Annotated in this window: 22 protein-coding genes and 1 pseudogene; 3 read left to right on the top strand and 20 right to left on the bottom strand. The window is 58.9% G+C overall.

Annotated features, from left to right (window positions below; all coding sequences use genetic code 11):
• Nucleotides 1-17 precede the first annotated feature (17 nt).
• The 15 genes from hisP to pdxB form a co-directional block, all read right to left on the bottom strand.
• On the bottom strand, nucleotides 18-791 hold the full coding sequence (gene hisP / locus AFK66_RS05495; protein ID WP_007776836.1) for a histidine ABC transporter ATP-binding protein HisP: 774 nt from the start codon (nucleotides 789-791) through the stop codon (nucleotides 18-20).
• A 10-nt stretch (nucleotides 792-801) separates the two neighbouring features.
• Nucleotides 802-1,518 (bottom strand): ABC transporter permease, encoded by a 717-nt coding sequence (locus tag AFK66_RS05490; protein WP_007776839.1) that lies wholly within the window; start codon nucleotides 1,516-1,518, stop codon nucleotides 802-804.
• A complete protein-coding gene (locus tag AFK66_RS05485; RefSeq protein WP_007776841.1) occupies nucleotides 1,515-2,201 on the bottom strand; it encodes a histidine ABC transporter permease HisQ in 687 nt (228 codons plus the stop codon). The genes AFK66_RS05490 and AFK66_RS05485 overlap by 4 nt, the downstream gene beginning before the upstream one ends.
• A 73-nt stretch (nucleotides 2,202-2,274) precedes the next feature.
• Nucleotides 2,275-3,057, bottom strand: coding sequence for a histidine ABC transporter substrate-binding protein HisJ (gene hisJ / locus AFK66_RS05480; RefSeq protein ID WP_032968945.1), 783 nt, complete (start codon nucleotides 3,055-3,057; stop codon nucleotides 2,275-2,277).
• Nucleotides 3,058-3,292: 235 nt separating this feature from the next.
• The gene (argT, locus tag AFK66_RS05475; protein ID WP_023898352.1) at nucleotides 3,293-4,075 is read right to left on the bottom strand and encodes a lysine/arginine/ornithine ABC transporter substrate-binding protein ArgT; all 783 of its coding nucleotides are present in this window, start codon (nucleotides 4,073-4,075) and stop codon (nucleotides 3,293-3,295) included.
• A 276-nt stretch (nucleotides 4,076-4,351) separates the two neighbouring features.
• Entirely contained in the window at nucleotides 4,352-4,921 is a 570-nt protein-coding gene (locus AFK66_RS05470) for a UbiX family flavin prenyltransferase (protein WP_007776848.1), read from the bottom strand.
• A 111-nt stretch (nucleotides 4,922-5,032) separates the two neighbouring features.
• The gene (purF, locus tag AFK66_RS05465) at nucleotides 5,033-6,550 is read right to left on the bottom strand and encodes an amidophosphoribosyltransferase (protein WP_004386646.1); all 1,518 of its coding nucleotides are present in this window, start codon (nucleotides 6,548-6,550) and stop codon (nucleotides 5,033-5,035) included.
• A gap of 39 nt (nucleotides 6,551-6,589) precedes the next feature.
• On the bottom strand, nucleotides 6,590-7,075 hold the full coding sequence (gene cvpA / locus AFK66_RS05460) for a colicin V production protein (RefSeq protein WP_004386645.1): 486 nt from the start codon (nucleotides 7,073-7,075) through the stop codon (nucleotides 6,590-6,592).
• A 231-nt stretch (nucleotides 7,076-7,306) separates the two neighbouring features.
• Nucleotides 7,307-8,029, bottom strand: coding sequence for a cell division protein DedD (gene dedD / locus AFK66_RS05455; protein WP_007776856.1), 723 nt, complete (start codon nucleotides 8,027-8,029; stop codon nucleotides 7,307-7,309).
• Entirely contained in the window at nucleotides 8,019-9,287 is a 1,269-nt protein-coding gene (folC, locus tag AFK66_RS05450) for a bifunctional tetrahydrofolate synthase/dihydrofolate synthase (protein WP_032983042.1), read from the bottom strand. Before folC ends, dedD begins: the two co-directional genes overlap by 11 nt.
• A gap of 70 nt (nucleotides 9,288-9,357) precedes the next feature.
• Nucleotides 9,358-10,278 (bottom strand): acetyl-CoA carboxylase, carboxyltransferase subunit beta, encoded by a 921-nt coding sequence (gene accD, locus AFK66_RS05445; protein WP_007892032.1) that lies wholly within the window; start codon nucleotides 10,276-10,278, stop codon nucleotides 9,358-9,360.
• A 150-nt stretch (nucleotides 10,279-10,428) separates the two neighbouring features.
• Complete coding sequence (locus AFK66_RS05440; protein WP_023898349.1) at nucleotides 10,429-11,088, bottom strand: DedA family protein; 660 nt, start codon at nucleotides 11,086-11,088, stop codon at nucleotides 10,429-10,431.
• Between the two features lie 25 nt (nucleotides 11,089-11,113).
• Entirely contained in the window at nucleotides 11,114-11,926 is an 813-nt protein-coding gene (truA, locus tag AFK66_RS05435; RefSeq protein ID WP_007776862.1) for a tRNA pseudouridine(38-40) synthase TruA, read from the bottom strand.
• The gene (locus AFK66_RS05430; protein ID WP_023898348.1) at nucleotides 11,926-12,939 is read right to left on the bottom strand and encodes an aspartate-semialdehyde dehydrogenase; all 1,014 of its coding nucleotides are present in this window, start codon (nucleotides 12,937-12,939) and stop codon (nucleotides 11,926-11,928) included. The genes truA and AFK66_RS05430 overlap by 1 nt, the downstream gene beginning before the upstream one ends.
• Nucleotides 12,940-13,005: 66 nt before the next feature.
• Nucleotides 13,006-14,142 (bottom strand): 4-phosphoerythronate dehydrogenase PdxB, encoded by a 1,137-nt coding sequence (gene pdxB / locus AFK66_RS05425; RefSeq protein WP_023898347.1) that lies wholly within the window; start codon nucleotides 14,140-14,142, stop codon nucleotides 13,006-13,008.
• Nucleotides 14,143-14,261: 119 nt separating this feature from the next.
• On the opposite strand from pdxB, the gene flk reads away from it, so the two are divergent.
• On the top strand, nucleotides 14,262-15,269 hold the full coding sequence (flk, locus tag AFK66_RS05420; RefSeq protein WP_007776871.1) for a flagella biosynthesis regulator Flk: 1,008 nt from the start codon (nucleotides 14,262-14,264) through the stop codon (nucleotides 15,267-15,269).
• Between the two features lie 53 nt (nucleotides 15,270-15,322).
• Here the strand turns inward: flk and AFK66_RS05415 are convergent, their stop codons facing one another.
• Nucleotides 15,323-17,986, bottom strand: coding sequence for an autotransporter serine protease (locus tag AFK66_RS05415; RefSeq protein ID WP_230582677.1), 2,664 nt, complete (start codon nucleotides 17,984-17,986; stop codon nucleotides 15,323-15,325).
• Between AFK66_RS05415 and AFK66_RS22940 the strand changes: the two genes are divergently transcribed.
• The gene (locus tag AFK66_RS22940; RefSeq protein WP_032968330.1) at nucleotides 17,970-18,251 is read left to right on the top strand and encodes a hypothetical protein; all 282 of its coding nucleotides are present in this window, start codon (nucleotides 17,970-17,972) and stop codon (nucleotides 18,249-18,251) included. The two genes, AFK66_RS05415 and AFK66_RS22940, sit on opposite strands and share 17 nt — an antisense overlap.
• Before the next feature lie 414 nt (nucleotides 18,252-18,665).
• On the opposite strand, the gene fabB is transcribed toward AFK66_RS22940, so the two are convergent.
• Nucleotides 18,666-19,883, bottom strand: coding sequence for a beta-ketoacyl-ACP synthase I (gene fabB / locus AFK66_RS05410; RefSeq protein WP_007776881.1), 1,218 nt, complete (start codon nucleotides 19,881-19,883; stop codon nucleotides 18,666-18,668).
• A gap of 156 nt (nucleotides 19,884-20,039) precedes the next feature.
• Here fabB and mnmC point away from each other — a divergent pair.
• A pseudogene (mnmC, locus tag AFK66_RS05405) lies at nucleotides 20,040-22,051 on the top strand (bifunctional tRNA (5-methylaminomethyl-2-thiouridine)(34)-methyltransferase MnmC2/FAD-dependent 5-carboxymethylaminomethyl-2-thiouridine(34) oxidoreductase MnmC1).
• A gap of 126 nt (nucleotides 22,052-22,177) precedes the next feature.
• On the opposite strand, the gene AFK66_RS05400 reads toward mnmC, so the two are convergent.
• The 3 genes from AFK66_RS05400 to AFK66_RS05390 are packed head-to-tail and all read right to left on the bottom strand — an operon-like array spanning nucleotide 22,178 to nucleotide 23,827.
• On the bottom strand, nucleotides 22,178-22,456 hold the full coding sequence (locus tag AFK66_RS05400; RefSeq protein ID WP_004388549.1) for a YfcL family protein: 279 nt from the start codon (nucleotides 22,454-22,456) through the stop codon (nucleotides 22,178-22,180).
• Between the two features lie 28 nt (nucleotides 22,457-22,484).
• The gene (locus tag AFK66_RS05395) at nucleotides 22,485-23,030 is read right to left on the bottom strand and encodes an elongation factor P hydroxylase (protein ID WP_004388548.1); all 546 of its coding nucleotides are present in this window, start codon (nucleotides 23,028-23,030) and stop codon (nucleotides 22,485-22,487) included.
• Nucleotides 23,030-23,827 carry a sulfite exporter TauE/SafE family protein gene (locus AFK66_RS05390; RefSeq protein WP_007776893.1) on the bottom strand — a complete coding sequence of 266 codons (798 nt, stop codon included), beginning with the start codon at nucleotides 23,825-23,827 and terminating at the stop codon, nucleotides 23,030-23,032. The genes AFK66_RS05395 and AFK66_RS05390 overlap by 1 nt, the downstream gene beginning before the upstream one ends.
• Nucleotides 23,828-23,841 lie beyond the last annotated feature (14 nt).

Raw genomic sequence — 23,841 nt, 5'->3', positions numbered from 1 at the left:
TGCCGGTCTGTTGTGCATTACTTCAGCGATCCCTTCAAAAACTGCTGCAGACGCGGGCTTTGCGGGTTGTTAAAGAGCGCGTCCGGCGGCCCTTCTTCTTCGATTTTGCCCTGATGCAGGAAAATCACATGCGAGGAAACGTGGCGGGCAAACTCCATTTCGTGCGTCACCACCACCATCGTTTTGCCCTCTTCGGCGAGCTTCTGCATAATGCGCAGCACTTCGCCCACCAGTTCCGGGTCCAGCGCGGAGGTCGGTTCGTCGAACAGCAAGACATCCGGCTCCATCGCCAGCGCGCGGGCAATCGATACGCGCTGCTGCTGACCGCCGGAGAGATGCACCGGGTATTTGCCCTGCGCGCGCTCATCGATGCCCACTTTGGCGAGGTATTTCACCGCCCGCTCGCGCGCATCCTGTTTGCTTAAGCCCAGCACCTGAATCGGCGCTTCCATCACGTTCTCCAGCACCGTCATGTGGCTCCACAGGTTAAAGTGCTGGAACACCATCGTCAGGCGCGTGCGCAGAAGGCGCAGCTGTTTTTTATCAGCCACCTTGAGCTGGCCGTCTTTATCGCGCACCAGCGTGATGTTCTGGTTGTTCACCACAATAGTGCCTTCGCTGGGCTTTTCGAGAAAATTAATGCAGCGCAGGAAGGTGCTCTTGCCGGAGCCGGAAGAGCCGATAATGCTGATGACATCGCCGGCGTTCGCCTTCAGCGATACCCCTTTAAGCACTTCATGTTCGCCGTAGCGCTTGTGCAGATCGGTAACGTTTAATTTATTTTCAGACATGCATAGCCACTCAGTGCGTTGAAGCCGGTTTCAGGTGCCGCAGCCAGCGCTTTTCCGCCTTGCGGAACAGGCTTATCAGCACATAAGAGATAATCAGGTACAGCACCGCCGCGATGCCAAATGCCGTAAACGGCTGGTAAGTGGCGGCGTTAATGTCGCGGGCGATCTTCAGCAGATCCGGCACGGTCGCGGTAAACGCCAGCGCCGTGGAGTGCAGCATCAGGATCACCTCATTGCTGTAGGCAGGCAGCGCGATGCGAAGCGCCGACGGCAGAATAATGCAGCGGTACATTTTAAAGCGTGAAAAGCCATAAGCGCGCGCCGCCTCGATTTCGCCATGCGGCACGGCACGAATGGCGCCCGCGAAGATCTCGGTGGTGTACGCGCAGGTGTTGAGCGTCAGCGCCAGCACGGTACAGTTGAGGCCGCTGCGGAAAAACTCATTGAGTAACTGGGTGCCTTTCACCACGTCCAGCGTGTACATGCCGGAGTAAAACACCAGCAGTTGCACATAGAGCGGCGTGCCGCGAAAGATATAAGTAAACAGCCAGATAGGGAACCAGACCAGCTTGTTTTCCGAAACGCGGCCAATGGCGAGAAAAACCGCCAGCACGCCGCCCATCACCACCGAGGCGATAAGCAGCCAGAGCGTAATCGCCACACCCGTAAAGCGATAGCCGTCGGTCCACAGCAGGGATTTCCAGTACTCCTGAATAATCTCGATCACAGGTCGGCCCTCTTCACGCCCACGGTATAGCGGCGCTCAAGCAGCAGCAGAACGCCGTTGGAGAGCGTGGTAAACACCAGATAAATCAGCCCGCAGACAATCGCGAAGTAAAACGGCTGCCAGGTGCTTTTCCCGGCAAGCTGCGTCGCTTTCACGACATCTTCCAGCCCCAGTAACGACACCAGCGCGGTGGCTTTTAAAATCACCTGCCAGTTGTTGCCGATGCCCGGCAGCGCATAGCGCATCATGGAAGGAAACAGAATCCGGCGGAAGGTTTGCGAGCCGGTAAAACCAAACGCGGTCGCCGCCTCGATATGGCCTTTCGGCACGGCGAGATACGCGCCGCGGAAGGTTTCGGTGAAATAAGCGCCGTAGATAAACCCAAGCGTAATGATACCCGCGATCATCGGGTCGATATCAAACTGGCTGAATCCCAGCGCGTCGGTAATGGCGTTCAGCGCGATCTGCAAACCGTAAAAAATCAGCAGCATCAGAACGAGATCGGGCACGCCGCGAATCAGCGTCGTGTACGCTTCAAAAATCAGCGCCAGCGGGCGGTTGCGTGAGAGCTTCGCCCCCGCGCCGACCAGACCAATCGCCACCGAGAGGACAACGGCGCTGAGCGCCAGCTCCAGGGTGACGAGCGCGCCCTGGAGTATTACCTGTGAAAACCCATACAGCATGGTGACTTATCCTGTACTCAGCGTGCGCACGGCCCATCGGCGCCCCGCAGGGCGCCGTGCAAACGCGTGCGGATTAATCGCCGTAGACGTTAAAATCGAAATACTTTTTGGCAAGCTTCTCGTAGGTGCCGTCGGCGCGCATGTCGGCAAACGCCTTGTTCAGCGCCTCGCGCAGTTCGTTATCCTCTTTGCGAATACCCATGCCGGTGCCGACGCCAAAGAGTTTTTCATCCTTAATCGACGGGCCGCCGAACTGATAGCCCTTGCCCACTGGCTGCTTCAGAAAGCCTTCGCTGGCGGCCACTTCATCCTGAAACGCGGCGTCGATACGGCCCGCGGTCAGGTCGGAATAGATATTGTCCTGGCCCTGATAAGAGACAATTTCCACGCCTTTCGGCGCCCAGTGCTCGTTACCGTAGGTTTCCTGAGTGGTGCCCTGCAACACGCCCACGCGTTTGCCCTTCAGCGACTCCAGCGTCGGCTGAATGGGCGAGCCTTTCGCTACCACGAGGCGCGAATCCGCGGCGTAGAGCTTGTCGGTAAAGGCGATTTCCTGCTGGCGTTTTTCGGTGATCGACAGCGACGACATAATCGCGTCGATTTTCTTCGCTTTCAGCGACGGGATCAGTGCATCCAGCGGCTGTTCAGTGAACGAACATTGCGTCTGAATGCGTTTGCACAGCTCTTTGGCCAGATCGATGTCGAAACCGACCAGTTCGCCCTGCGCGTTTTTCGATTCAAACGGCGCATAGGTAGGGTCAGTGCCGATACGTAAGTGCTGCGGAATTGCTGCGAAAGCCCCAGAAATGCTGGACAGCGCCAGCCCCAGAGAAAGTGCTAACAGCCTTTTTTTCATAACTATCCTCATCAGACGCGCATATTTAAATGTCAGGCGGAAAAACTGCACTTATCGTGCCATCACTGCCGCCTCGTAATCAAAACTTTATGCGCGCTGAGATAGATTTATTTTCATTTTCGGTGCGTAGAAATGCGCTTACGCCCTTTTCTGGTGCATAAGATGCACCAGATTGCGTCACGCCAGCCAGCCACGCACTATCATGGTGACCGGCTGGCGAATGCCTTACGGGCAATCAGTCGCCGTAGACGTTAAAGTCGAAATATTTCTTCGCCATTTTGTCGTAGGTGCCGTCTTTGCGGATTTCGCCGAGCGCTTTGTCGAACGCGGCTTTCAGCTCGGCGTCTTCTTTACGCAGGCCAACGCCGGTACCGTCGCCAAAGTAGTTTTTGTCTTTCACCGACGGGCCGGCAAACGCGTAATCCTTCCCGGCAGGCTGTTTGAGGAAGCCTTCGCTGGCGGCCACTTCATCCTGCAGCGCTGCATCGAGACGGCCCGCCGAGAGATCCGAGTAGATCAGATCCTGGTTCTGGTACGCCACGACATCAACGCCCTTCCCGTGCCATTTTTCATTGGCGTAGGCTTCCTGCGTGGAGCCCTGGAGCACGCCCACATGTTTGCCTTTCAGCGATTCAATGGTCGGCTGAATGGTCGCGCCTTTGGCGGCGATCAGGCGGGAGTCTGCAGCGTAAAGCTTGTCAGAGAAGGCGATCTCTTTCTGGCGCTTTTCGGTAATAGAGAGCGAAGAGATAATCGCGTCGATTTTTTTCGCCTTAAGCGACGGGATCAGGGAATCGAAATCGCTGCCAACCCAGGTGCATTTCACCTGCATGCGTTTACACATCTCGTTGCCGAGATCGATATCAAACCCGACAAAATCGCCTTTGGCGTCTTTTGAAGAGAACGGCGCGTAGGTGGCATCCGTACCGATGCGTACCGTCTGGGGGAGCGCGGCGAAAACGCTGGCGCTGGTGGAAAGGCCAAGCAGTAAGGAGAACGCGAGCACCTTCTTCTTCATACATTACCCTCAAGTTTTCTGTTTTATTATCTGTTGCGTTGTGTGTTGCAACCAGACGTTGCACTTCCCATGCCAGCTTTGCGTCGCCGCATACGCCGCCATGATTTGTTAAAAAATGGTTGCAATGAAGTTGTGTGAATGAAGATAGCATTCCGCGCAGCAGACGCTGAGCGTGAAATCGCAAAAGGCGGGATTAAATGTCGAGGATATGATCGCGCTTGCAGAATTGCCCCATAATGAGGCACCGCGCTGCGCTTTGCCCCAGGGTGGCGTGCATTACGCGCCTGGCCAGCGGGTGAAAAGGTCGGCGGGAAGCGTGATATCAAGCTGATCGAGCGCGCGGTTTACCGTCTGGTTAATCACATCATCCAGCGTCTGCGGGCGATGATAAAACGCGGGCATCGGCGGCATGATAATCGCGCCGAGTTCCGCAGCCTGCGTCATCAGACGTAAATGGCCGAGATGCAGCGGCGTTTCCCGTACGCACAACACCAGCCTGCGACGCTCTTTTAACACCACATCCGCCGCGCGGGTCAGCAGCCCGTCGGTATAGCTGTTCACGATGCCGGAGAGCGTTTTAATCGAACACGGCAGGATAATCATCCCGTCGGTTTTAAACGAGCCGGAAGAAACGCTGGCGGCGATATCGCGCGCGTCGTGGTTTACATCAGCCAGCGCCTGAACGTCGCGCACGCTCATGTCGGTTTCAAGCGACAGCGTCTGGCGCGCCGCCTGGCTCATGATGAGATGCGTTTCCACATCCGGCACCGCGTGTAGCGTCTGCAACAGGCGAATGCCGTAAATCGCGCCGCTGGCGCCAGAGATGCCGACAATGATTTTTTTCATGGAGTTATCAGGAAAAGGAGCACTGAGCGAGACTTTGCCGCAAGACGCGACGAGATGCAAACGGGGATTTCGCCCCTCGCATTGCGCAAGGGGCGACGGCAGGCAGGAAGATTAACCTTCGTTATGCATCTCTAAGTTTTCGACTTCGTTCTGGCGCATGACCGCTTTGGCGTCATCGTTACGCAGGGATTCGAGGTATTCCAGGTACTGGTGATCGACATCTTTGGTGACGTAAACGCCATTAAAGACCGAGCATTCGAACTGCTGAATATCCGGGTTCTCGGCACGCACGGCTTCGATAAGATCGTCGAGATCCTGGAAAATCAGGCCGTCTGCGCCGATTATCTGGCGGATTTCGTCCACTTCGCGACCGTGAGCGATGAGCTCGTTGGCGCTCGGCATGTCGATACCGTAGACGTTCGGGAAGCGAATTTCCGGCGCGGCAGAGGCCAGATAGACCTTCTTCGCGCCCGCCTCGCGGGCCATCTCGATAATCTGCTCAGAGGTGGTGCCGCGCACGATGGAGTCATCCACCAGCAGCACGTTTTTATCGCGGAACTCGGCGCGGTTAGCGTTCAGTTTGCGGCGCACCGACTTACGGCGCAGGTGTTGCCCCGGCATGATAAAGGTACGTCCGACGTAGCGGTTTTTCACAAAGCCCTGACGATAGGGTTTGTTAAGAATGCGTGCGATTTCAAGGGCGATATCGCAGGAGGTTTCCGGAATCGGGATCACCACGTCGATATCCAGATCTTCCCATTCGCGGGCGATTTTCTCGCCGAGCTTTTTGCCCATTTCCACGCGAGCGCTGTAGACGGAAATCTTGTCGATAAAGGAGTCCGGGCGCGCGAAGTAAACATACTCAAACAGGCACGGGTTGCTGACCGGATTGTCGGCGCACTGGCGCGTAAAGAGCTGGCCTTTCTCGCTGATGTACACCGCTTCGCCAGGCGCTACGTCGCGCAGGAACTCAAAGCCCAGCGTATCGAGCGCCACGCTCTCGGACGCCACCATGTACTCGGCGCGGCCGTTACCGGCGTCGCGTTTGCCAAGCACCAGCGGGCGAATACCGTTAGGGTCGCGGAACGCCACCATGCCGTGGCCGATGATCATCGCTACGCACGCGTAAGCGCCGCGGATCAGGCGGTTCATCGCCGCGATGGCCGCGAAAATGTTGTCCGCTTCCAGCGGGTAGTGACGGAAGTTATCCAGCTCGCTGGCGAAAATATTGAGCAGGATTTCAGAATCTGAGGTGGTGTTGATATGACGGCGCTTCTCTTCAAAGAGCATTTTGCGCAGTTCATGGGCGTTCGTCAGGTTGCCGTTGTGGGCAAGCGTAATACCGTAGGGCGAGTTCACATAGAACGGCTGGGCTTCGGAGGCGCTGGAGCTGCCTGCCGTCGGGTAGCGCACATGACCGATACCCATATTGCCCTGCAGACGCTGCATGTGGCGGGCTTCGAATACATCATTCACCAGGCCGTTCGCTTTACGCAGACGGAAGCAATTATTCGCATCGATGGTGATGATGCCTGCGGCATCCTGCCCGCGGTGCTGAAGCACCGTTAACGCGTCATAAATCGACTGGTTGACCGGCATAACACCGGCGATCCCGACAATACCGCACATGTTGTCTTTTCCTCAATTCAAAGACCGCCCCCGGCACGATTACCGGGGCAGGAAACTTGACGAGCTTTGCAGATAGTCAAAGAACCATCTGATGATGAAACTGAACTGCGGGATGAGCTGCGACTTTTGCCAGTCCTCGCTTTTGGACAGGCCCGTGAAGGTATCAAGAAAGAACAGAATGGCGGCGACAATCAGCACGCCCCGCAAGGCGCCGAAACAGATCCCCAACACCCTGTCTGTACCCGACAGGCCGGTTTTCTCCACCAGCGCGCCAATCACATAGTTGACTATCGCACCGACGATAAGCGTCGCGATAAACAGCACCGCGATAGCTATCCCATTACGTACCAGTTCGTCTTCAAAGCCGGTGAACCAGACTGCCAGGTAAGTGTAGTAATGACTGGCGACAAAGAAAGCACAGCCCCAGGTGACCAGCGACAGCGCCTCTCTCACGAACCCGCGGATGAGGCTGACCAGGCACGAGAAACCCACTACTGCAATGATGGCGTAATCTATCCAGACCATGAATGTGTCCCACGATAAAACGCCCTGACATCCGGTTCGGGGCGCATTCTAACAGAAAAAGAAAACGTTTGCGTAGGGATTTCCTTTCCACGCGTTAATAAAAAATGGCGTTGAAAAAATCTTCAACGCCATCCGTCCGTTACGCCCGCAGGCAGCAAAAAAGCGCCGTATGCGGGCCGTCTGTGGCGCGATGCGGTTTCTCGGTGCGCCTTTAAAAAGACGCCAGACCGCTTAATTCACGCTGTAATTCATTATCACGCCGTTCAGCCCCGACAGGCTGTTCAGCTCGCCCAGCGACGATTTTAACTTATCCTTCGACGCCTCCGGCCCTACCAGAATGCGGGTGATTTTCCCCTGCACCGGCGTGGATGGCGACGTATACGCCCGGTAACCCGCCGAGCGTAGTTTGCCGACGATTTCGTTGACTTTATCGGCATTTTTCAGCGCGCCGAGCTGCACGACATACGCTTTGCCCGCAGGCGGCGTTTGCGGTTTCTCCGGCGGCGTGTTTTTCACAGGCGCGGGCGCTTCGGCCTCGCTCACCATCGCCAGCTGCTCATCGGTTTTATCGCGCTGCGGCTTGCTCTGGGGCTTATCGGCAGTCCGTGTTTTCGCAGGCTCTGTCGCTTTCGGCTTCGCAGGCGTCACCGGCACTTCATCCAGATCCGCGCCGGTATCGGCAGGCAGCCGCGTGGTGTCTATCGACGTCGCCGCCGCGTTACCCGCCCGAACCTCTTCCGCCGCGCCTTCCGGCGGCTGAGACGGCAGCGCCTGCGTCGCGGCCGGCAGCATATCCGGCTCGTCGCGATCGCCAGGCTTCGGCACCAGCGGGATCGCCGCGAACTCATCCTGATAATGTTTTTTCTGGCCGTCCAGCAGCCCTGGCAGCACGATAACCCCCAGCGCCACCAGCACAATTGTGCCGACTAATCGGTTCTGAAACTTACTCGCCACCTCGTCTCCCCGCGTCCATCTCTTCCATTACCGCTGCGACGGTATGAAACGACCCGCATACCAGCACCGTATCAGCAGGCTGCGCATCGGCCAGCGCCGCGTGCCAGGCCTGCGCCACGCTATCAAAGACAGCGCTGGCCTGCAGATGTTCCGCAAGCTCTTCGGCGCGGGCGCCGCGCGGCCCGTCCAGAGGGGCACAATACCAGCTATCCACGACCCTCTCCAGACAGGCGAGCGTTCCGGCGATATCTTTATCATGCAGCATACCGATAACCGCCAGCACGCGCCCGGCGGATGGCGACTGCGCGAGCCGCTGCGCCAGATAGCCCGCCGCGTGCGGATTATGGGCCACATCCAGAATGATGCGCGGGGCCTCGCTCACAATCTGGAAACGCCCCGGCAGCGTGGCGCGCGCGATGCCGTCGCGGTAAGCCTGCTCGCTGATCGCAAGGCCGCTTACGCGAAGCGCGGCGAGCGCCGTCGCCGCGTTAGGCTGCGGCACCTGCGGCAGCGGAAGATGAGTCAGTTCGCCATCGCCGTCACTAAAGCGCCAGCCGTCGCGTTCCGCCTCATAGCGCCAGGCGTCGTTCACACAAAGCAGCCGCGCGCCCTTCTCCTGCGCCACCTGCGCGATGGTGTGCGGCATATCGGGCTCGCCCACCACCGCCGGTTTGCCCGCACGGAAAATACCGGCTTTCTCGCGCCCGATGCTTTCACGATCCGGCCCCAGCCAGTCGGTGTGATCGAGCGCGATACTGGTGATGACCGCCACATCGCAATCCACCAGGTTGGTGGCGTCCAGTCGCCCGCCGAGCCCGACTTCGAGAATAACGACATCCAGCTGCGCCTGCTTAAAGAGCCACAATGCGGACAGCGTGCCGTATTCAAAGTACGTGAGGGACGTTTCACCACGCACGGCTTCAATCTCCGCAAACGCGGCGGTGTGTTGGCTTTCCGCAAGCTCTTCGCCCTGCACGCGCACGCGCTCGGTGTAGCGCACCAGGTGCGGCGAACTGTAGACGCCCACGCGATAGCCTGCCGCCATCAGCACCGCTTCGAGCGTGCGGCAGGTGGTGCCTTTGCCGTTAGTGCCCGCGACGGTGAAGACAAACGGCGCGGGTTTTACTACATCAAGCAATGCCGCCACGCGCGAGACGCGCTCAAGGCCCATGTCGATGGTCTTACCGTGCAGGTTTTCCAGATAAGAAAGCCACGTGGCCAGAGGCGACGTGGCTTGGGGAAGGTGTTGCTTTTCCATGATGCCCGTATCCTGGTTACGGTTCATAAACAAGAAGGGCAGCGCCTTATGGCCCTGCCCTTCATGACTATCAGGCCTCGTGATCCTGGTCCGGTACCGGCGGCACCACCACCGCTTCACGCGGCGCGTCCGGGCTTGGCGCCGGGAGGTTCATCAGCTTCGCCAGAATGCTGGCAAGTTTGAGGCGCAGCTCCGGGCGACGCACGATCATATCGATAGCGCCTTTTTCGATGAGGAACTCACTGCGCTGGAAGCCAGCCGGGAGTTTTTCACGTACGGTCTGCTCGATAACGCGCGGGCCGGCGAAGCCGATCAGCGCTTTCGGCTCGGCGATGTTGAGATCGCCAAGCATCGCGAAGCTCGCGGAAACGCCGCCCATGGTCGGGTCGGTCAGCACGGAGATATACGGCAGTCCACGCTCCTGCATTTTTGCAAGTGCCGCGGAGGTTTTCGCCATCTGCATCAGCGACATCAGCGCTTCCTGCATACGCGCGCCGCCGGAGGCGGAGAAGCAGATAAGCGGGCAGTTGTCTTCCAGCGCCTGCTCAACCGCACGTACGAAACGCGCGCCCACGACGGAACCCATGGAGCCGCCCATAAAGGCGAACTCGAACGCCGCCGCAACAACCGGCATACCGTGCAGGGTGCCTTTCATCACCACCAGCGCGTCTTTCTCGCCGGTTTCCTTCTGGGCGGTAGCCAGACGATCCTTGTATTTTTTGGAATCACGGAACTTCAGCACATCTTTCGGCTCAAGCTCACTGCCCAGTTCCACCAGCGACCCTTCGTCTAACAGGCTGTGCAGACGGTCGCGCGCCGCCATGCGCATGTGGTGATCGCATTTCGGGCAAACCTCAAGGTTACGCTCCAGTTCGGCGCGGTAGAGTACCTGGCCGCAGCTGTCGCACTTGGTCCACACCCCTTCCGGGATGTTTGCCCTGCGAGTGGGAGTAATATTGCTTTTATTGAGAATTCGTTCAATCCAGCTCATTGATAACCTTTCTGCCTGAACCTGGTCGATGCCAGTTTTTCTGTGGGGGCGCATAATGCCATTATTGCCTTCCACAGACCATAAATGGTGCTCATTAAACCATAACGGCCCGCAACTTTGGATAAAAAAGTGGTCGAACCGCCAGAGGGCTTATTTTGTCTGGCGCGCCGCGGCGCGTTTGTGACGCACCACTTCATATACGCCCGGCAATACCGAGAGGACGATAATAGCGACGATCAGCAACTTCAGATTGTCCTGAATAAACGGCATCGCGCCAAAGAAGTAGCCCGTATAGGTAAACAGCAGAACCCACAACAGCGCGCCCACCACGTTATACAGGGCAAAATGACGATAGGACATATGCCCCATCCCGGCGACGAACGGCGCGAAGGTGCGCACGATCGGCACGAAACGGGCGAGGATAATCGTTTTACCGCCGTGACGCTCATAAAACGCATGCGTTTTATCAAGATAGCTCTGGCGGAAGATTTTCGAATCCGGGTTGCTGAAAAGCCGCGCGCCAAAGAGTCGGCCTATAGTGTAGTTCACCGCGTCGCCGAGTATCGCCGCAATAACCATTAAAAGGGCCATCAGGTGCACATTGAGATCGTTGGACGGCAGCGAGGAGAGCGCGCCCGCCACGAACAGCAGCGAATCGCCCGGCAAAAACGGCGTCACGACAAGCCCCGTTTCGCAGAACAGGATCAGGAACAGGATCGCGTAAACCCAGATTCCGTACTGCGCCACCAGCTCCGCCAGGTGCACGTCGATATGTAAAATAAAATCAATCAGAAAGCGAATAATGTCCATACTGGTTCTTCTTCCCCGACTGCTGTCAGTCAGCTAAAAAAAGTGGGCCCATCGGCGGCTTCGGAAGCTCAAACTGCGCCGGGTAATCCACCGACACCAGATACAGCCCTTCCGCCTTCGCCGTCGCTGCCGCAAGCGTTCTGTCCTTAGCCGCCAGCAGTTCTGCCATCCAGCTCTCCGGCTGGTTACCGCAGCCTATTTCCATCAGGCTGCCAACGATATTGCGCACCATATGATGCACAAAGGCGTTTGCCTTGATATCCACCACAATGTACGCCCCGAAGCGCTCAACGTTGATATGCATCAGGTTGCGCCAGGGCGTGCGGGACTGGCACTGCACCGCGCGAAACGAAGTGAAGTCGTTTTCGCCGATAAGACACTGCGCCGCCCGGTGCATACGCTCTGCGTCCAGCGGCAGGTGGTAATGTGTCACTCCCTGCGAGAGCACCGCCGGTCGCAAACGGTGATTATAGATAACGTAGCGGTAACGGCGAGCCGTCGCGCTGAACCGGGCGTGAAACTCCGCGGGCACATCTTTCACCCAGCGTACCGCGATGTCACCAGGTAAATTCGCATTTACGCCGAGCGTCCAGGCGGCATCCTTGCGGATGGCGGTGGTTTCAAAATGCACCACCTGTCCGGTGGCATGCACGCCCGCGTCGGTACGGCCCGCGCAGAAGACGTTAATTGGTTCGTTCGCCACCTGCGATAGCGCCTTTTCAAGCTTTTCCTGGACGCTGCGCACTTCCTGCTGACGCTGCCAGCCGTAATATTTACTGCCGTCGTACTCAATGCCAAGCGCGATTTTAACGACCGGCTTTTCCAGACTCTCCGACATCAGTACAGGTACTCCTGCAGCAGTTTTTCCGCCGTTTTGATGGCCATCAGCGCGCCGCCGAAGCGCACGTTATCGGCGACCGACCAGAACTGGATCTGCTCCGGCATGCCGTAATCGTTACGCACGCAGCCGATGGAAAGATGCACGCTGCCGGAGGCGTCGCCCACCTGCGTCGGATAGTCGTTCTCCTCAGAGAGCGCGATGTCCTGATCGCGCTCCAGCGCGTCGCGGGCTTCTTCTGCCGCGAGCGGGCGCAGCGCTTCGAAATTCACCATCTGAGCATGGCCGTAAAACACCGGTGCCTGTACGCTGGTGACGGAAATCATCAAGCCTTCGTCCTGCAATATCTTGCGCACTTCATCCACCAGACGGCGATCCTGACGCACGCTGCCTTCGCGGTCCGGCAGCAGCGGCAGCATGTTGAACGCCAGCTGGCGGCCAAAGTGATCGTCTTCATCGACCGGCATCCCGTTCAGCAGGCGCGCGCTCTGGCCCGCCAGCGCGTCCACCGCCGTTTTACCCTGCGCGGAAACAGATAACAGGTTCGTCACCTGAATGCGCGACAGCCCGCCTGCTTCCATCAGCGGACGCAGTGCCGTCAGAAGCTGGCTGGTCAGGCTGTCGGCCACCGCGACGACGTTACGATTGCGGTAATCTGCCAGCACATACGGGTTGACGTCCGGCACCACCAGCGGCACGTCCGGCTCCAGCGCGAACAGGCCGCTTGAGTCGATAACCAGACAACCGGCGTTGGTCGCGTCATCCACGTAGCGGGCGCTCGCTTCCTGGCCTGCGACGAAAAAGGCGAGCTGCGCCTGAGTCCAGTCGAACGCGTCGGCGTCCTGTACCTGCACGCTTTTACCGTTGAAGCGCAGCGTTTCACCCGCGCTTTCATTGCGCGCCAGCGCATAAAGTTCACCCACCGGGAACTGACGCTCGGCGAGTTGCTCAAGCAGGGCCTCTCCCACGGCGCCCGTCGCGCCCAGTATGGCGATATTCCAGCCTTCAGACATGGTGGTTTTACTCCAGAAAATAAAATGCCTTCCCCGCCCGTTTGCGGGGAATAAGAGAATCAGTGATTAACGGATCGGATGATGGGTCGCGTTAAAACCCAGCTTTTGCAGCAGCGCGGCGGCGGCTTCGTCATCGCACTGCACATAGAGCGACGACCATTCGCGGCGCTCCTGATAATTTTTGCGAAGCTTATCAAACTCGCCCGGCATGCCCGCCACGCGGCGAAGCGGCGCGTCGTCGCGGCGCACATCATACACCAGATGCACCAGCCGTTTCAGCGTCGCCTGATCGAGCGGCCCCTGAAGCGTGATGCGGCCAAACTCCGGCGGCGGCAGCAACGTGGCAAGCGCCACCTGCTGCGGCGTGCCGAGGAACTGGCTGTACGCCTCAAAGACCTGCGTGGTGCCGCGCGCTTTGCCTTCCAGCGTATAGCCCGCGATATGCGCGGTACCGATATCAACACGCTTTAAAAGCTCGACATTCAGCGCTGGCTCCGGCTCCCAGACGTCCAGCACAACGCTGAGCGGCTGCCCCGCCTCAAGGCGCGCCAGCAGCGCGTCGTTATCGACCACCGGACCGCGGCAGGCGTTAATCAGAATAGCGCCTGGCTTCAGGCGCGCGATGAGCGCCTCGTCAGCCAGATGCAGCGTTTTGTACGGCCCGTTTTTAAAGAGCGGCGTGTGGAACGTGAGAATGTCTGCCTCGCGCACCAGCTCGTCGAGCGAGCGGAAATCGCCGCTGTCGCCGCGATCGGCACGCGGCGGATCGCACAGCAGCGTGCGCACGCCGAGCGCCTCCAGCCGCGCCTGCAAACGAGAGCCGACGTTACCCACGCCGACGATGCCGACAGTGCGGTCGGTAAGCGCGAAGCCGTCGCGCTCGGCAAGCATCAGCAGCGCGGAGAACACATATTCAACGACCGCGATAGCGTTGCAGCCGGGCGCGCCGGAAAACCCGATGCCCGCCTCGCGTAAGTAATCTTCATCAACGTGATCGGTGCCCGCCGTGGCGGTACCGACAAACCGGATGTTTTTGCCTGCCAGCAAATCGCAATTCACCTGGGTGACAGAGCGCACCATCAGTGCGTTGGCGTCGTTCAGTTCCGCCTTTGGAATCGGGCGGCCAGGCACGGCCTGCACCTCGCCAAGACGGCTGAACAGCTCGCGTGCGTAAGGCATATTTTCATCAACGAGGATTTTCACGTTTCTCTACCTGTTTATGTGCGGGAGATAGCCGTTAAGTGTGCCATAATCTCGCCGCCAGGCATACTTAACAGCGTGGTTAGTTTCGCGGCACCGTCCGGTCAGGTTAAGGATTATTGATGATGCAACCCATTCATGGCGCCACGCCCCGCCCGGCGGGGGAGCCTCCCACATCGCCCCACTCCGCAGGCGAACAGCCGCTTTCCACTCAGCAGCGCACGGTGCTTGAGCGGCTTATCACCCGGCTTGTGGCGCTAACCCAACAGCAAAGCGCCGAAGTCTGGGCCGGCATGAAGCACGATCTGGGCTTAAAGAGCGATGCGCCGCTGCTTTCGCGCCACTTCCCCGCCGCCGAGCAGAACCTTAACCAGCGGTTAGGCCAGGCGCAGCAGACCCATACCCAGCGCCAGGTATTGTCGCAACTGACCGAGCTTCTGAACGTCGGCAACAACCGCCAGGCGGTGAGCGATTATATCCGCCAGCAGTTCGGGCACACCGCGCTGAACCAGCTCTCCGGCGAGCAGCTCAAAAGCGTGCTGACGCTGCTGCAAAACGCGCAGCTGAGTATTCCGCAACCGCAGCAGCGCCCGGCGACCGACCGCCCGATGCAGCCCGCGGAGCATAATACGCTCAACCAGCAGGTGACGAAGCTTGCGGCGGCCACCGGCGAATCGCCGAAGCTTATCTGGCAGTCGATGCTGGAGCTTTCTGGCGTGAAAAGCGGTGAGCTGATTCCGGCGAAGCATTTCGCGGCGCTCTCGACCTGGCTTGTCGCGCGCCAGACCCTCGCCGACCAGCCCGCGCCAACGCTACACAGCATTCAGGCCGCGCTACGCCAGCCGCTGGAGTCGCGCGAATGGCAGGAGATTAGCGACTACGCGCAGCAGCGCTTCCAGGCGACGCCGCAAACGGTGTTAACCACCGCGCAGGTACAGGATATTCTCAATCAGGTGTTTATTCGTCGCTCGGAAGGGTCGCCGGAGACGCTTGAAGTGCGCCATATTCAGCCGATCTACAGCCCGCTTATCGCGTTTTTCACCCAGCCGGTGAAGCAGATTTCCGCGAAGCCCGGCCTTGCGATGTTCCTGCTGGTGCTGGTTCTCCTTCTGCTCTGGCTGGTTATCTGACAGGCAGCAAAAAGGCGTCTTGCGACGCCTTTTCTTTTTCTTAAATCCCTGTATCAGAAACTTAACGACACGCCGGCCATCACGCTGCGGTTGCTGTTGCGCCCGTCGCTGGTCTCCTGCTCGCCCGTCAGATTCAGATTCAGCGCCGGATTCACCTGCCAGCCGAGCGACACTGCGCTGGTCAGCGTTTTCTCAGGTGCCGTCACGCCGTGCAGCGGCACTGGCTGATCCACGCCGGTAAAGCTTGCCTGATAGCGTCCTTCATCCTGGCTTAACGCGCGTTGCAGGTGGGTCTGGAAGCTCAGATCCAGCCGCCCGTGGGTTTGCAGATCGAACGTGTACGCCGCACGCAGCCCCGCGCCAGCCTGCCAGCGCGTGGTGGTCTGGTTGTCGGCGCGCAGGCCAAAGCCAGAGCCGCTCTTCTCGCTAAACGCATCCTGCTTCAGCGTGATGTATTGCGTATCGATAAATGGCGTTACGGCGAAACCGTCCAGGTTAAAGCGATAGCCGGTCTCGCTGCCAAGCGACATCCAGCTGCCGCTCTGACGGCTGCTGACGCGCTCGGAACGACTGCCGAGCCACAGCATACGGTGCTGCTGGCCGTCATAATACCCGGACGCCAGGCGACCAGTCAGGTAGTAGCCGCCGTAGATCTTGCCGCCGTACAGCGCCGCTTCGCTCAGCGTGCCGGTGTTGCGCTCGCCGCCGCTGCTCAGCGCGCTGAACGTGTCGGTGCGCGACAGCGACGTGCCGATAAACGTGTGCTCATCAATAAACCGGTCCTGACCTGTCACCCACCCTTTCATGGAGTAGCTCACCGGCGAATACCCGCTGCGTCCGAGGCTGCCGTTCCAGGAGAGCGTATCGCTCCAGCTGCGGCTTTGCGGCGCGTCCAGCAGCGCGTTGATGTGAGTCGCGCTGCTGCGCTGATTCACATTAATCGCCTGCCAGGTGAGCGCCGCCGTCGCTGCCGGAAGCTGGCCGGAGAGGCTCTCCAGCGCCGCGCGGGCAGACGTGTTATTCGAGATGTGCTGCAACTCGCCCGCCGCGGACGCAAACGAACTGGCGCGCACCGCCACGCCGGTCGCCACTTGCTTATCAAGCTGCGTAAACGCCTGTTCCAGACGCACAGCGGCGGATTGCGTGGCCGCAGACGTGCTGGCGACTTTGGTCTGCGTCACCTGCAAACGTTTGATGTTCAGCCATACCTGCTTCGTGCTATAGCCCAGTGAACCTGTCAGGAACACGCCCGCCGACTGCGTAAAGCGGCTGAATTTGCCGGACACCGCGCCCGCGTTGACGACAGGCTGACGCGCCTGGGTGATGTAGCCTGCCGGTACGCCAAGCAGATGCAAATTACCGGCGATCGTCGCGCGCCCTGCCACATCCAGCGTCGAGCCGAGCATAAACGCCAGACTGCCGGTGGTGCGCTGCGTATAGTTGGTCATAAAGCGCGTTTTGCCGTCGCGCAGCAGCACAAAACCGCTGTTATCGACATTACCTTTTACCGTGCGCACATCCAGCGTACCCGCGCGGCCAATGTTCACCGCGGAGGCCAGACTTTTCGCCGATGACAGGCTGCCGCCCAGCACCTGCGTAGTGCCGGTATAGCTGGCGTCCTGCGTCAGCACTAGCTTGCCGGTACCGCTTTTAATCAACCCGCCGCTGCCGCTGATGGCGTTGCTCCAGGTCGAGGTATAGCTGTTAAACGCGACGCTCACGGTGCCCCAGTTAAACTTCGCCGGGCCGTTAATCGCCTTCGCGGCGTTCAGCAGGCCGTAACCAAATACCGCGTCCACACCCGGTGCGCCGATATCGGTCGCGGTGCCGAGCACCGTCTGGCGAACCAGATCGTTCGTGAAATAAGGGTATTTCTGCCAGACCATCGCCGCCACGCCGGAAACCTGCGGCGCGGCAAATGAAGTGCCGCTCACCAGGCGCAGCACCGCTTTACCGGTACTGTCTGTCGACTGCACGTAAACGCTGCCGGGTGCCGCGAGGCAGCTGTTTTTCATCACACCGCAGCGGTTGGCGTAGCTCGCGATATAGCTCGGGTTAAAAGTATCGACCGCCGTGGCCACCAGCCAGCCCTTATCCAGCCCGGAGGCGGGGGCCAGCGACGGCAGTTTCGCAACGCCTACCGGATTCGCCGCGCCATCGTTGCCGCTCGCAAACACAATCAGTCCGTTATAGGACGAGATAAAGGGCTTCCAGGCGTTTACAAAATAGGTAGTCGTGGCGGTGCTGGTCGGGTTCCAGTCAGGAATACCCCAGGAGTTATTGATAATTTTCGCGCCAGCACGCGCGAGATCGTAGTTGATCTGCCCGAAATTCAGGCTCTGGCGGGTATTAGCGACATCAGGAATGATACGCGCGCTGATAAGCGTCGCGCCCGGCGCAGTACCGCCGGTGAACAGTCCTGTGGCGCGGCCCGCGAGCGTCTGGGCGACCATCGTGCCGTGGCCGCGGACATCGCCGACGCTCAGATTATTGGCGCTCGCGTCGACATAGTTTAGCGTGCCTTTCACCACCCCCAACAGCGCCGGATGCGTTGTCAGAATACCGGTATCCGCTACGCCGACTTTAACCCCGGCACCGTTAATGCCTGCCGCTCGCGCTGTCGCGGCGCTGGTGACAAACAACGGGCGATTATAGTTGGTGCGCGTGACAACATCCGTTGCCGCCACAAAAGGCACATACATGAAGGTATCATCCACATCCTTGTTTCCACTGGCAGAGGCAGCCCCTGAGCAGGACAGAATAATAAGTGGAATCACGTTTCCTGTGGTTAATAAAATCCCTTTACCCAGAGATGCGTCTTTGGGCATGGTTGGTTTCCCCGGCTGGCAACGCCTCGTAAGAGGCAAACAACTTTTCCCTGAATTCCGCAAACTGATTTCGGATTTCTTTTATGCTGCGTCCTTCATCCCTATCTTTCTGAAAAGATTAAGAATGGCATTATTTGATATGCGTTTCCGCTAAGAGGTACCGTCATGATGAACAAAACGGCCGCTCCGATATATACGGATATATCGTCAAAAAATGCGATAACTTTAAAGAAGAAGACGATAAAAGCATTTTTATTGGAATAATCATTATTTATCAGCATCTTAATTTTAAGCTAAATTAAATTTCACTGACTTAAGTGAAATTTAATAAAAATAGCAAGATGTAAGCACTGGTAAAATAAAGGTTTTTTGCGATAGCAGGCCTGACCGGAATATAAAGATAATAACTATTAAAACAACAGGTTATTACTATCAAAGCGAGAATGGATTAAAACAGAAAGGGAATAGCGTGACCGGGTGTGTTTCGGATAAAGAAACAAAAAAAGCGTGAGTGGAAAATAAATATAAAAAAAAGGAGCCTTTCGGCTCCATTTCTTTTAAAGAGACGTTACGCCTGGTATTTACGCATGACCAGCGTCGCGTTGGTGCCGCCAAAGCCAAAGCTGTTGGACATCACGGTGGTCAGCTCACGCTCAACCGGCGCGGTGATGATGTTCATGCCTTTCGCCTGCTCGTCCAGCTCTTCAATGTTGATGCTCGGCGCGATAAAGCCGTGCTCCAGCATCAGCAGCGAGTAGATAGCTTCCTGAACGCCTGCGGCACCCAGCGAGTGGCCGGTCATCGCTTTGGTCGCGGAGATAGCCGGCGTGTTGTCGCCGAAGACTTCACGAATAGCGCCCAGCTCTTTCACGTCGCCAACCGGCGTAGACGTACCGTGGGAGTTCAGATAGTCAATCGGGGTATCTACACCGTGCATCGCCATCTTCATGCAGCGCACCGCGCCTTCGCCAGACGGGGCGACCATGTCAGCACCATCGGAGGTCGCGCCGTAGCCAACGATTTCCGCATAGATGTGCGCGCCGCGCGCCAGCGCGTGCTCCAGCTCTTCCACCACGACCATACCGCCGCCGCCTGCGATAACGAAGCCGTCACGGCTCGCGTCGTAAGTACGGGACGCTTTTTCCGGAGTCTCATTGTATTTAGTGGAGAGCGCGCCCATCGCGTCGAACTCACACGCCATTTCCCAGCCCAGCTCTTCACCGCCGCCTGCAAACACGATGTCCTGTTTGCCAAGCTGGATCTGCTCAACCGCGTTGCCGATGCAGTGCGCGGAAGTCGCACACGCGGAGCTGATGGAGTAGTTAACGCCGTGGATTTTAAACGGGGTGGCGAGGCAGGCAGAAACCGCAGAAGCCATCGCTTTAGTGACCACGTAAGGGCCGACCGCTTTCAGGCCGCGCGGACTACGCATCGCGTCAGCGCCGAACACCTGTGCTTTGGACGAGCCGCCGGAGCCGGCAACGATACCGACGCGCGGGTTGTTCTGATACACCTCGTCGCTCAGGCCGGCATCTTTAACCGCTTCCTGCATGGAGAGGTAAGCATAAATTGAGGCGTCATTCATGAAGCGAACCACTTTACGGTCGATAAGACCGGTGGTGTCGAGCTTCACGTTGCCCCAGACGTGGCTACGCATACCAGCGTCGAGAAATTCTTGAGAGAAAGTGATCCCCGAGCGTCCTTCACGCAGGGATGCCAGGACTTCCTGCTGGTTATTACCGATGCTGGAAACGATGCCCAGGCCAGTAATTACTGCACGTTTCATTCAATACCTCTTCGAGTACGCTAAGTAAGTGTCGTGTCGCAAGATAGCGTACAGTTGTACGCCGAACAAGTCCGATCAGCCAGATTGGCAAGAAATTTGCGCTGTCTGACCTGGCTCGCTAAGATCGTGCGACTGCCTGTCATTCGAGCAATTTACGTGAAACCTATCGCCATACAGCCCGCCTCCCTGACGTTTAATAATGAGGGTACACCTGTTTCCCGAGATTTTGATGACGTTTATTTTTCCAATGATGACGGTCTGGAAGAGACCCGCTACGTTTTTCTGGACGGTAATCAGCTCCCCGAGCGCTTTATGACACACCCGCGTGACAGCTTTATTGTCGCCGAAAGCGGATTTGGCACCGGGCTGAATTTCCTGACGCTCTGGCAGGCGTTCGCGGCGTTTCGCGACGCGCACCCGGACGCCACGCTGCAACGCCTGCACTTCATCAGTTTTGAGAAATTCCCGCTGACGGATGCGGATCTTAAAAGCGCGCACGCCCACTGGCCGGAACTCGCGCCGTGGGCGCAACAGCTCCAGGCGCAGTGGCCGAGGCGCTGCCTGGCTGTCAGCGGCTGGTACTGGATGGCGGACGCGTGACGCTCGATCTCTGGCTTGGCGATATCAACGAACTGGTCGATACGCTGGATGACACGCATAACCGCCAGGTGGATGCCTGGTTTCTGGATGGCTTCGCGCCGTCGAAAAACCCGGAGATGTGGACGCGCGGCCTGTTTGCTGCGATGGCGCGCCTCGCCCGCCCCGGCGGTACGCTCGCAACATTCACCTCCGCAGGCTTTGTGCGCCGTGGGCTGATTGAAGCTGGTTTTAACGTGGTGAAGCGCAAAGGCTTCGGGCGCAAGCGCGAAATGCTGACGGGCGCGCTCAGCCATGATGCTCCGCCGTCTGCCCGCGCCCCCTGGTATGCGCGTCGTCCGGCAAGCGGTGATAAAGACGTGGCGATTATCGGCGGCGGCATCGCCAGCGCGCTGCTCGCACTCGGCTTATTAAGACGCGGCTGGCGGGTGACGCTCTACTGCGCGGATGGCGCGCCGGCGCAGGGGGCTTCAGGCAACCGCCAGGGCGCGCTCTATCCTCTGTTAAGCCACCACGACGCCGCGCTGGCCGCCTTCTTCCCGGCCGCTTTTACCTTCGCGCGCAGACTCTATGACGCGCTGCCGGTCAGTTTCGATAAAGACTGGTGCGGCGTGACGCAGCTTGGCTGGGATGAAAAGAGCCAGACGAAAATCAACCAGATGCTGGAGCCCGGCCTGCCAGAATCTCTTGCGCGCGGCGTTGACGCGCGAGAAGTGCGCGAACGCTGCGGCGTGGAGACCGGCTGTGGCGGCATTGAATATCCGCAGGGCGGCTGGCTCTGCCCGGCGCAACTGACTGCGGGCGTGCTGAAGCTTGCGCAGGCGCACGGTCTGCGGGTGCATTACGGGCACAGGGTGAGCGCGCTGCATCGGGAAGACCAGGACTGGCAACTCGATTTCGCGAGCGGCGCGCAGGCGCGTCACGCCGCCGTGGTACTGGCGAACGGGCATCAACTCAGCGGCTTCCCGCAAACCGAAAAGCTGCCGGTCTACCCGGTCGGCGGCCAGGTAAGCCATATTCCCACCACGCCGGGCCTCGGCGCGCTGCGCCAGGTGCTCTGTTATGACGGCTATCTGACGCCGCAAAACCCGGCGAACGGCATGCACTGCATCGGTGCCAGCTATCACCGTGGCGTGAGCGAGATGCGCTATCAGGAAGAAGACCAGCAGCACAACCGCCAGCGGCTTCTCGACTGCCTGCCCGCGGCAGAATGGGCGCAGGAGGTGGACGTGAGCGCGGGCGACGCGCGCTGCGGCGTGCGTTGCGCCACGCGCGATCACCTGCCGATGGTCGGCAACGCGCCGGATCACGCCGCAACGCTTCGCGATTACGCGACGCTCTCTCAGGATGCTGAAGTGCCCGAAGCGGTCATGCCCGCGCCGGTGCTGGAGAATCTCTTTGTGCTGGGCGCGCTCGGCTCGCGCGGGCTGTGCAGCGCGCCGCTGGCCGCTGAAGTTTTAGCTTCGCAAATGAGTGGTGAACCGCTGCCGCTTGATGGCGCGACGCTCGCGGCGCTGAATCCCAACCGGCTGTGGGTGCGTAAGCTCCTCAAAGGCCGGGCGGCGGGTTAACGCTGTGGCGGCAGGGAATGAGATAACGCTGCTGAAAGCAGGAATACGTAAAGGCAGGTTCGGCGGGAAGCGCAAGGCGCTAAAAAGAAAAACCTGCGCACCCGGCGGCGCGCAGGCTGTGAGGCCTTAGTTGAGCTTCGCCTGCTGGAACAGGTTATCCCACATGCCCAGCACCAGCGCCTGGTCACGCGGCGAGAGTTCGCCCGCGTGGATCGCCGTTTCGAGGCTGTTCGTCACTTTGGTGTATACCGCCTGCGGCGAGTGGTCGTCGCCCTGCTCCAGCGCCGCGACGGCAAGCGTCAGGTGCCCGCGCAGGTAGCCGCTGGCGAACAGTTCGTCGTCGCTCGCGTGCTCCACCATCTCATCTATCAGCGCCAGAATACGTGCTTCAAATTCGGCAATCATTCGTTTTCCTCGGTTAATAACATGGCGATTAGCACAAGTCTTCCGGCCATGGGAACTGTTGCGCCGCCAGCGGCGGCGTCTGGTAAAAATCCTGTAAGGCCGCGATAAAGCGCGCCGGACGTTCGGGAATGCCGTTGGTCAGATATTGCATAACCTGCGCGTGCACCCGGCGCTGAAACGCGATGCGATCCGGATCGAAATCGCCGTTAAGGTTGTCGCAGCTGACGTTAAACGGAAAGCCCGCCGCCACGCAGAACAGCCACTCCAGCGCCTGCGGTTTCACTTCCACATCTTCAAACTGGCTCTGTGTCTGCGCATCGCGTCCGTCCGGACAGTACCAGTAGCCAAAATCCACCAGCTCGCGCCGCGCTTTGCCCGCGATACACCAGTGCGAAATCTCATGCAGGGCGCTGGCGTAAAAGCCGTGTGCAAACACCACGCGGTGATAAGGCGCATCGGCATCTGCCGGAAGATAGATCGGTTCGTCGTCGCCTTTAATCAGACGGGTATTAAAATCACCGGCAAAACAGCCGTCGAAAATAGTAATTAAATCCTGATAGTGGTGTTCACGCATTACGCTATCCCCAGCCAGTGGAGGATCTCCTGTCCGTGGCTGTCATATAACAATTTGGCGCTCATCACCGCCGACACGATAACGATCATCGGGCGGATCAGGCGCTGTCCTTTACTTAATACCAGACGCGAGCCTAAGCGCGCGCCGAGAAATTGTCCGGCGAGCATGACAAAGCCGGTGCCCCAGATAACTTTGCCGCCAATGATAAAGAGCAGCAAACCGCCGACGTTAGATGTGGCGTTAAGCACTTTGGCGTGCGCGGTGGATTTGGCGAGACCAAAACCGGCGAGCGTCACAAACGCCAGCGCGTAAAACGAACCTGCGCCGGGGCCGAAAAAGCCGTCATAAAAGCCGACGCAGCCGCCCGCCACCAGCGCGAACGGCAGGCCATAAAGCCTGCGCTGGCGATCGTCTTCGCCCAGGCGCGGCATCAGCAAAAAATAGAGGCCGATGGCAATCACCAGCACCGGCAGGATCTGGCGCAGAATATCGGACTGCACATGCTGCACCAGCAGCGCGCCGCTGGTGGAGCCGATAAACGTCATCAGGATATTGAGCTTCTGGTCGCGCAGGCTAACCACGCCGCGACGGATAAAATAGAGCGAGGCCGACAGCGAGCCGCCGCAGGCCTGCAGTTTATTGGTCGCCAGCGCCTGGGCAGGCGACATGCCCGCCGCCAGCAGCGCAGGCACAGTCAGCAACCCGCCGCCGCCTGCGAGGGCATCGATAAATCCTGCCAGCATCGCGACAAAAAAGAGCGCTGTCAGCAACAGCGGCGAAACCATAAACCAGTCCATCACGGCCATCCTTA

This window comes from Cronobacter malonaticus LMG 23826 (assembly GCF_001277215.2).
Taxonomy (GTDB): Bacteria; Pseudomonadota; Gammaproteobacteria; order Enterobacterales; family Enterobacteriaceae; genus Cronobacter; species Cronobacter malonaticus.
This window is presented reverse-complemented; position numbering and strand designations above follow the sequence as displayed.